The sequence below is a fragment of the Sphaerotilus sp. genome (assembly GCF_013299175.1).
In the GTDB taxonomy this organism is placed as follows: Bacteria; Pseudomonadota; Gammaproteobacteria; order Burkholderiales; family Burkholderiaceae_C; genus Sphaerotilus.
This window is the reverse complement of the sequence record NZ_JAAFKF010000133.1, coordinates 1-9,140: the sequence shown is the minus strand read 5'-3', so window position 1 is coordinate 9,140 and position 9,140 is coordinate 1. Positions and strand designations below refer to the sequence as shown.

The following is a 9,140-nucleotide window of genomic DNA, read 5'->3' as shown; positions in this document are numbered from 1 at the left end:
GCATCCAGCCCGCCATCTCGAACGTCGGCGCCGCCGGCCGCACCGCCACCCACAGCAGCCGCGCCACCGTCAGCACCAGCACCAGGATGCCGAGTGACTCGTGCCAGACGATGTCGCTGCGCGTGGCAGGGTCCAGGCCGTCGTGCATCTGGCGGCCGAAGCCTCCAGGGCCGAGGATGAAGGCGATGACCACGGCGATGGCCGTGATCCAGTGGAGCGCCTGGCTGAGGGTGTCGTAGCGGGTGCTGGGTTTCATGGAGTCACCTGGGAGTTTCAGGAGATTGTGGGCTGCCCGGATGAATGGAATGTTGCTGCAGTCACCCGCCAGATCGCATTGCCGACATCGTCCGCCACCAGCAGGCTGCGGCCATCCGCCCCGATCACCACGCCGACCGGCCGCCCGTAGGACGCCGACTCGTCCGGCGCGAGGAAACCGCTGAGGATGTCGCGCGGTGGTCCGGCGGGCTTGCCATGGACGAAGGGGATGAAAATGACCCGGTAGCCGCTGAGGGTGCTGCGGTTCCAGGAGCCGTGCTGGCCGATGACCATGCCGTCCGGGTAGCCGGGCAGGGTGCCGGCCGGCATCCAGCACAGGCCGAGCGACGCGGTGTGGCCGCCGAGCGCGTAGTCGGGGGCGATGGCGCGGGCGACGGCGGCGGTGTCCTGCGGCACGCGGTCATCCACCGTGCCGCCCCAGTAGCTGTAGGGCCAGCCGTAGAAGCCGCCGTCGCGCACGGAGGTGAGGTAGTCCGGCGGGGTTTCGTCGCCCAGGCCGTCGCGTTCGTTCACCACCGTCCAGAGCGCCTGGGTCGTCGGTTCCCACGCAAGCCCGACCGGGTTGCGCAGCCCGGCGGCGTAGGTGCGGCTGTGGCCGGTGGCGAGGTCGATGGCGTAGATGCAGGCACGGCCTTGCTCCACGTCGAAACCGCTTTCGGCGATGTTGCTCAGCGAGCCGACGCCGGCGTAGAGCGTGCGGCCGTCCGGACTGGGCAGCAGGCTGCGGGTCCAGTGGCCGCCAGGCTTGAACGAGGCCACGGGCCGGCCGGTGGCGTTGATCCGCAGGGCGCCTGGCGTGTAGGGAAAGGCCACCACGCCATCGGTGTTGCCGACGTAGAAGGTCTCACCCAGCAGCACCATGCCGAAGGGCTGGCTCAAGCCGGACAGGAAGGTCTCGCGCGTCTCGGCCACGCCGTCGCTGTCCGTGTCGCGCAGCAGCGTGATGCGGTTCGGGCTGATGCCGGTGGCGGCGGCGCGTTTCATGGTGCTGACCATGGCGTGGTCGAACAGCGAGTTGACCTCGCCGGGCAGGAAACACGCTTCGGCGACGGTGACATCGCCATTGGGCAGGACGTGCATCCAGCGCGGGTGGTCGAGTCCGGTGGCGAAGGCGTTGACCTGCAGGCCGGGGGCGGCGGTCGGGGTGTGGCCGGGTGCCCAGCCCTTGGCGGTGGGCATTTTCAGCGTGGGCATGCGGCCTTGGGGGCGCGCTTGCGGGATGGTCGGGGCGGTGCCGATGGCCTGTGCAGGCGTGGGGCCTTGCCGGCGGCGCCAGCGGATGGCGGCACTGCCCGCCAATGCAACGATCTGCGCAAACGCGTTCGACAGGCTCACGGCGTGACTCCTCTGCTAGGGAGTGCGGATGTTACGCGGCGCGCTGCAGATTGCATCTGTCATCGGACGGTCCCGCGCTGCAATCGCCGGGCGGACTCGGTGGGCGACAGTGCCCATCCGTCCACCTGCTGCCCGAACGCCCGCCATGACGCGCCACGCTGTCCCGCTGTCCACCACCGCCGCCCGGCGTGCGGTGCTGCTGGCCGCGCTGGGCCTGGCCTTGGGCAGCGTGCCGGCGCAGGCCGACAGCCCACCCGCGCCGCGGCAGGTCCATGTGCCGTGCATTCCGTGGCGCGGCGTCGTGCTGGCCGTGGGCGGCGGGGCGCTGGCCGGGTGGGTGCTGATGCGGCTGGGGCGATCGAAGCCGCTGCCGCCTCAGTAGAGCGACTCCACCGGCACGTTGAAGCAGTACCCCGCCCCGCGCTCGGTGACGATGAGCTGTGGCCGGGATGGATCGGCCTCGATCTTGCGGCGCAGGCGCAGGATCTGCACATCGATGGTCCGGTCGTACACCTCCGCGTTGTGCAGCCGGGACAGGCCGAGCAGTTGGTCGCGGGTGAGCACGCGCTGCGGCGCCCCGCAGAACGCCGCCAGCATGCTGAACTCGCCGTTGCTCAGGTCGAGCTTCTGCCCTGCCGGATCGACCAGCTTGCGCGTGCGCAGGTTCAGCTCCCACGCGGCGAAGCGGAAGGCGCGTCGCTTGTCGTCGCGCGCCGGCAGCTCGGTCTGCACCTGGTAGCGCCGCAGCACCGCCCGGATGCGCGCCAGCAGCTCCCGCGGGCTGAACGGCTTGGTCACGTAGTCGTCGGCACCGAGTTCCAGCCCCATCACCCGGTCGGCCTCCTCCGCCTTGCCCGTCAGCAGCACGATCGGCACCGTCGCCCGCTCGCGCAAGGCCCGCGCGAGCTGCAGCCCGTCCTCGCCCGGCAGGCGCAGGTCCAGCACGACGAGGTCGATCGCCTCCTGGTCGAACACTGCGTGCATCTCGCGGCCGCTGGCCACCGCGGTGACGCGCAGTTCGTTGTCGCCGAGGTATTCGCTCAGCAGCGTGCGCAAGGCGGGGTCGTCGTCCACGACGAGGATGTGGCCGAGGGAGCGGGCGTCGGCGGGGGCTTCAGGGGTCACGGAGGTCTGGTCCTGTCGGGTGGCGTGGCGTGGCGTGGCGTGGCGTGGCGTGGCGTGGCGTGGCGTTGACTCTATCGTGCAGCGCGCGCGTTGCCTTGACCCTGTCGGTCAGTCAAGAAATGCAAAACGCCCGACGGCGCGGGCCGTCGGGCGTGGATCGAACAAGGATCCGGCGTGGACCGGAGGATTCAGGTCGCCCAGGCGTGCAGGTGCGAAGTGACGCCCTTGACGCCAGACACGCGGGCCGCGATGGCGCGGGCCGGCAGCTCGTCGGTGTCGAGGTTGATCCAGCCGGACAGGTCCACCCGGCCATTGCGGGCGGTGACGACGAGATCGACGGTCGGCTCCTGGAAGGGGGCGGTTTCCAGCAGCGTGGCCTTGACCCGCTCGGCCAGGGCAGCGTCGCTCGGGCTCATCGCCGGTGCGGCTTCGGTGCGGCTGGAGACCACCGGCACCACGCCCAGGTTCGGGTCGGTTTCGGTGGACCAGGCGCGCAGCGTCGAGGTCACGGCCTGCACCCCCGGCACGGCGGCGGCGATGGCCAGCGCCGGGGCTTCGTCCGTCGTGTAGCCCACGAAGCCGGACAGGTTGACCTGGCCGTTGGTGGCCGTCACGTCCACGTCGGTGCCGTGGTTCTGCAGGGGGGCGGCCTGCAGCAGGGCGGTCTTGACCTGCGTGGCGAGGGCGGCGTCACTGGGACTCATGGCGGGGCCGGTGGCGGCGCTGGTGGTGAGCGCGGGCAGGCCGAGGTTCGGGTCGGTGGCGGTGGACCAGGCGTGCAGGGTCGAGGTCACGGACTGCACGCCCGGCACGGCCGCCGCGATGGCACGGGCGGGCACCTCGTCGCTGGTGTAGCCCACGAAGCCGGAGAGCTGGACCTGGCCGTTGGCGGCCGTGACGGTCACGTCGGCGGCCTTGGTCTGGAAGGGGCGGGCCTGCTGGAGTGCGGTCTGCACGCGGGTGGCCAGGGCGACATCGGCCGCGGTGGCGCCGCTGGCGGTGCCGGCCTGGGCGGCAGCGAAGCCGGTCAGCAAGGCGGCAGCGAGGAGGAGTTGGTTGAAGCGCGGTGTCATGGTCGTTCCTTCGTGGCGAGGTTTGGTGCAATCCGCAGCGACTTGCTGGGGTGACTGAATCTTCGGAGCCACCCGTCACCACCGGATTACAGTGGCCGCAGCGCAGATTTCAGATGCAATGCAACCGAGGACGCGATGACAACGATCGACCCTGACCATGGCCGCAGCCCGCTGCGCACGGGCGGTGTGCTGCTGGTGGTGCTGGTCGAGCTGGTGGTGGCGGCCACGGTGGGCTGGGGCCTGTGGACACTGCGGCGCGAGACGCTGGCCGGCGAGCTGCAGGCGCTGGCCTCGCTGTCGGCGGCGATGGCCGTGCAGGCCGACAGCACGCTCGGGGTGGCCGACGCCATCCTCGGGGCGACGCGGGCCGAGCTGAGCGACGGGCTGCTGGACCCCGCCAGTGCCAGCGCCCACGACTTCCTGCGCGCCCGTGCCGCCGCTCTGCCGATGTTCCGCGCGCTGGTGATCGTCGATGCCGAGGGCCGGCGCCTGGCCACTTCGCGCGAGGAGACCGGGCAGGGTCCGCCGGTGGCGCAGCTCGATTTCTTCCTCGCCGCACGCCAAGGTCGGGAGCAGACGCTCTTTGTCGGCACCCCTTTCGTCAGCCGCTTCGACGGACACCCGTCCATCGGTGTCTCCATGGACTGGCGCGACCGGCAGGGGCAGTTCCGGGGTGTGGTGGTGCTGGTGGCCGATGCCGGTTTCCTGGATGGCGGCTTCGAGCGCATCGCCCCGCAGCCCGATGTCGCCATGGCCCTGTACCGCAACGACCATGCCCTGGTCTCCGACGGCCCCGGCGATGGCGCGGCGCGGCTGCTGCCTGCGTCCGTGCTGGACCCGCTGCGGGCCGATCCGTTGCCCGAGACGCCGCGCCTGGTCACGCTGCCGGACGGCCGCCAGCGGCTGGTGGCGCTGCACCGGCTGCAACGCTTTCCGCTGTCGGTGGTGGTCTCGCGCGATGCCGGGGCGGCGTTGGCGGACTGGACCGAACAGGCGTGGCTGGTTGGCTCCTTCGCGCTGTCGGCGCTGGCGATGACGCTGTTCCTGTCGCTGCGCAATGCCCGCGAGCAGGCGCTGCGGCGACAGGCCCAGGCGGCGCTGGCCACCGAGCAGGCGCGGGCGGTGCGGGCCTTCCAGGCGGCGCAGGAGGGCCACTGGGAGTGGGATGTCCGCGCACAGGAAAACCACCTCTCGCCGCGCATGAAGGAGCTGCTCGGCATGGCGCCGGACGAGATCCTGCACGGGCCGGACGGGCTGCTGCACCTGCACCATCTGCACCCGGACGATGTCGAACCGGTGCGCGCCGTGCTGCAGGCCCACCAGCAGGGGCACGGCAACGAGACCTTCGACTTCACCTTCCGCGTGCGCCAAGTCCACGGCCAGGATCCGGACGGTGGTCCGTGGCGCCACGTCCGCTCGCGCGGCCACGCCTGGCGCGACGCCGACGGCACCGCCCGGCTGTTCAGCGGCACCGGCACCGATGTCACCGCCGAGGTCGAGGCCCGGCAGTGCAACCAGCAGCTCGAAGCGCAGCTCCAGCGCGCACGCAAGCTCGAAGCCCTCGGCACGCTGGCCGGCGGCGTGGCGCACGACTTCAACAACATCCTCGCCGCCGTCATCGGCTTCGGCGAACTGGCCCGCAGCGCGGTGGCCGATGGCTCGGCGCAGTCCCGCCACCTCGACCACATCCTGCAGGCCGGCCAGCGCGGCAAAGCCCTGGTCGAGCGCATCCTTTCGTTCAGCCGGGGCACGCCGCGCGCGCGCGTCCACCTGCGGCTGGAGCCGGTGATCGACGAGGTGCTGCAACTGCTGGCGGCGTCGCTGCCGGCCCCGGTGCGGCTCGACCGGCAGTTGCACGCGCCCGAGGCCGTCATCTCCGGCGATGTGACCATGGTCTACGAGGCGGCGATGAACCTCTGCACCAACGCGCTGCAGGCCATGCCGCAGGGCGGGACGCTGGGGGTCGAGCTGGCCGAGGTGCGGCTGGTGGTGCCGCGGCAGTTGTTCGACCGCACGCTGGCGCCGGGGCGCTATGCACGGCTGACCGTGCGCGACACCGGCGCCGGCATCGCGCCCGAGGTGATGGCCCGCCTGTTCGAGCCGTTTTTCACCACCCGCGGGCCGCACCTGGGCACCGGGCTGGGGCTGGCGGTGGTGCATGGGGTGATGGTCGATCTGGGCGGGGCGATCGACGTGCAGAGCGCGCCCGGCCAGGGGTCGCGGTTCCTGCTGTATTTCCCTTGTGTGGACGCGCTGCCCGATGACGTGCGCCAGGCCGATGCCGATGCCGATGCCGATGCCGATGCCGATGCCGATGCCGATGCGCCGCAGGGCCGCGGGCAGACCGTGCTGGTGGTGGACGACGAGCCGGGGCTGGTCGCGCTGGCGGAGGAACTGCTGGCGGAGCTGGGCTACGAGCCGATCGGATTCGCGTCGAGTGCGCAGGCGCTGGCCGAGTTCACGCGCGATCCGGATCGCTTCGACCTGCTGCTGACCGACGAGGTAATGCCCGAGCTGACCGGCACGGCGCTGGCCCAGGCGGTGCATGCCCTACGGCCTGCTCTGCCGGTCGTGCTCGCCAGTGGCTACGGCGGGCCGCAACTGGCGTCGCGGGCCGCCAGCGCGGGGGTCACGGTGTTGCTCAAGAAGCCGCTGGCGCGGGCGGAACTGGCGCGCGTCATCGCGCTGACACTGGGTTTGTCCGACACTGCACGCCCTGGCGTTGAACCCGACTCCCCCGTGACCCCGTGACCCGAAGGCCCGCCCCATGTCCCTCCTGGCGCCCAACCGCAAGCCCACCACCGTCCACGATCTGGCCCGTCGCCTCGGCCCCGGCCTGATCACCGGCGCCGCCGACGACGACCCCAGCGGCATCGCGACCTACTCCCAGGCCGGTGCGCAGTTCCGCTTCGGTCTGGCCTGGACGCTGCTGCTGACCACGCCGCTGATGATCGGCATCCAGATGCTGTCGGCGCGCATCGGCTGGGTCACGGGCGAGGGGCTGGGGGCCAACATCGCCAAGGTGTGTCCGCGCTGGGTCACGCGCACGCTGGTCGGCCTGCTGGTGGTGGCCAACACCATCAACATCGCCGCCGACATCGGCGCGATGGCCGAAGCGGTGCGGATGGTCGTGGGCGGGCACATCGTGCCGTGGATGCTCGGTTTCGGCGCCTTGAGCATCGCCGGGCAGGTCGTCTTCTCCTACGAAAAGACGGTGCGCATCCTCAAGTGGCTGACGCTGGCGCTGTTCTCCTACGTGGCGGTGATTCTCTCGGTCCATGTGCCGTGGAAGCAGGCGTTCACGGAGGCGCTCAACCCGTGGGCCTACTTCCCGCCTGGCGTGACGCGCAGCGACTACGCCGCGATGGTCGTCGCCGTGCTCGGCACCACCATCAGTCCTTACCTGTTTTTCTGGCAGGCCGCGCAGGAGGTGGAGGACAACCTGCGCCGCCCAGAAGCCGCCGCCCTGCGCGCGCACCCGGAGTACGCCGCCGAACACCTCTCGCGCATCAAGCAGGACACCTACGTCGGCATGGTCTTCTCCAACGTCATCGCGGTTTGCATCGTCATCGCCACCGCGGTGACGCTCAACGAGCACGGCGTCACCAGCATCCAGACGTCCGCGCAGGCGGCCGAGGCGCTGCGGCCGGTGGCGGGCGAGTTCGCCTTCGTGCTGTTCGCGCTGGGCATCGTGGGCACGGGGCTGCTGGCGGTGCCGGTGCTGTCCGGCTCGGCGGCGTATGCGGTCAGCGAGGTGCTGGGCTGGAAATCCGGGCTGTCGCACGACTTCCATGAGGCGCGCGGCTTCTACGCGATCATCATCGCCGCCACCCTCATCGGCACGCTGGGCAGCACCTTCGAGCTGGACCCGATCAAGGCACTGGTCTGGAGCGCGATCGTCAACGGCGTGATCTCGGTGCCGATCATGGTGGCGATGCTGTGGATCGGGCAGTCGAGCCGCATCATGGGCGCGCTCACCATCAGCCGGCGGCACCGCTTCTTCGGTTGGTCCGCAACGGCGGTGATGGCGGCGGCGGTCGGCTTCATGCTCTTGACTTCCTGGTGAAGCGGCACCATCTGCCCGGTCTGTTCCACCCCGTCCCACCCGACAAGAGTGCCCCCATGCTGTTTGATTCCGTCCAAGTCCGCGCCCTGACCCTGCGCAACCGCACCGCCATGGCCCCGATGACCCGCAGCCGCGCCGTCGAGTCCAGCACCCCGAACGCGCTGATGGCCACGTACTACGCCCAGCGCGCCACGGCCGGCCTGATCGTCACCGAGGGCACGTCGCCTTCGCCGAACGGCCTCGGCTATGCCCGCATCCCCGGCCTGTTCAACGCCACGCAGGTCGCCGGCTGGAAACTCGTCACCGACGCGGTCCACGCGCAGGGCGGCAAGATCGTCATCCAGTTCATGCACACCGGCCGCGTCACCCACGCTGCCAACCTGCCCGCCGGCGCGGAAGTGGTCGGCCCGGTGGACGGCGCCTGCCCCGGCGAGATGTACGTGGATGCCCTTGGCATGCAGCCGCACACCCCCGCCCGCGCCATGACCGAGGCCGACATCGCCCACGCCGTCGGTGAGTACGCGCAGGCGGCCCGGCTGGCGATCGAAGCCGGCTTCGATGGCATCGAGCTGCACGCCGCCAACGGCTACCTGATCGAGCAGTTCCTCAACGCCAACGTCAACACCCGCACCGACGGCTACGGCGGCAGCATCGAGGGCCGCAACCGCTTCGCCCTCGAAGTCGCCCGCGCCACGGCGGACGCGATCGGCGCCGAGCGCGTCGGCATCCGCCTGTCGCCCCACGGCGTGTTCAACGGCACCGGCCCGTTCGCCGACGTGGACGCGCAGTACCTCGCGCTGGTGCAGGAACTCTCCACGCTCGGGCTGATGTACGTGCATGTGCTGGACCACTCGGCGATGGGCGCGCCCGCGGTGCCGGCCGAGCTGAAGGCGGCGCTGCGGGCGGCGTTCGCCGGGCCGTTCATCCTGGCCGGTGGCTTCGACGCCGCCAGCGCGGAGCAGGCATTGGCCGCGGGTCAGGCCGACCTCATCGCCTTCGGTCGGCCCTTCCTCTCGAACCCGGATCTGGTCGCACGGATGCAGTCGGGCGCGCCGCTGACCGCACCGGACTTCGGCACCTTCTACACCCCCGGCGCCCAGGGTTACACCGACTACCCGACGCTCGCCGGACAGTAATCCCCCCGCGATTCCCCATGCGCCGACGGACTGGCGCGGGCCTCGGCGAAAATGCCGCCATGCGCCCACGCCAGCTCCATTCCGCCTCTGCCGGCTTCGAAGCCGCCCTGCACGTCGATCTCCTGCCCG

The 9,140-nt window shown here is 71.1% G+C and carries 8 protein-coding genes; 4 read left to right on the top strand and 4 right to left on the bottom strand.

Annotated features, from left to right (window positions below; all coding sequences use genetic code 11):
• Positions 1-256 (bottom strand): cytochrome b (locus QZW52_RS17265; RefSeq protein ID WP_294000980.1); only part of this gene is annotated, 256 nt, incomplete at its 3' end.
• Between the two features lie 17 nt (positions 257-273).
• A complete protein-coding gene (locus tag QZW52_RS17260) occupies positions 274-1,611 on the bottom strand; it encodes a PQQ-dependent sugar dehydrogenase (RefSeq protein WP_294000978.1) in 1,338 nt (445 codons plus the stop codon).
• 145 nt (positions 1,612-1,756) lie between these two features.
• Between QZW52_RS17260 and QZW52_RS17255 the strand changes: the two genes are divergently transcribed.
• Complete coding sequence (locus QZW52_RS17255; RefSeq protein ID WP_294000976.1) at positions 1,757-1,993, top strand: hypothetical protein; 237 nt, start codon at positions 1,757-1,759, stop codon at positions 1,991-1,993.
• Here the strand turns inward: QZW52_RS17255 and QZW52_RS17250 are convergent.
• Both QZW52_RS17250 and QZW52_RS17245 read right to left on the bottom strand, forming a co-directional pair.
• Positions 1,987-2,736, bottom strand: coding sequence for a response regulator (locus tag QZW52_RS17250; RefSeq protein ID WP_294000974.1), 750 nt, complete (start codon positions 2,734-2,736; stop codon positions 1,987-1,989). The two genes, QZW52_RS17255 and QZW52_RS17250, sit on opposite strands and share 7 nt — an antisense overlap.
• 188 nt (positions 2,737-2,924) lie before the next feature.
• On the bottom strand, positions 2,925-3,809 hold the full coding sequence (locus tag QZW52_RS17245) for a BON domain-containing protein (RefSeq protein WP_294000972.1): 885 nt from the start codon (positions 3,807-3,809) through the stop codon (positions 2,925-2,927).
• Positions 3,810-3,944: 135 nt separating this feature from the next.
• Here QZW52_RS17245 and QZW52_RS17240 point away from each other — a divergent pair, with 135 nt between their 5' ends.
• Genes QZW52_RS17240 through QZW52_RS17230 form a run of 3 tightly spaced genes read left to right on the top strand, consistent with a single transcriptional unit; the run spans position 3,945 to position 9,011 of the window.
• Complete coding sequence (locus QZW52_RS17240; protein ID WP_294000971.1) at positions 3,945-6,560, top strand: ATP-binding protein; 2,616 nt, start codon at positions 3,945-3,947, stop codon at positions 6,558-6,560.
• Between the two features lie 16 nt (positions 6,561-6,576).
• A complete protein-coding gene (locus QZW52_RS17235; RefSeq protein WP_294000970.1) occupies positions 6,577-7,875 on the top strand; it encodes an NRAMP family divalent metal transporter in 1,299 nt (432 codons plus the stop codon).
• Positions 7,876-7,931: 56 nt separating this feature from the next.
• Complete coding sequence (locus QZW52_RS17230; protein WP_294000968.1) at positions 7,932-9,011, top strand: alkene reductase; 1,080 nt, start codon at positions 7,932-7,934, stop codon at positions 9,009-9,011.
• Positions 9,012-9,140 lie beyond the last annotated feature (129 nt).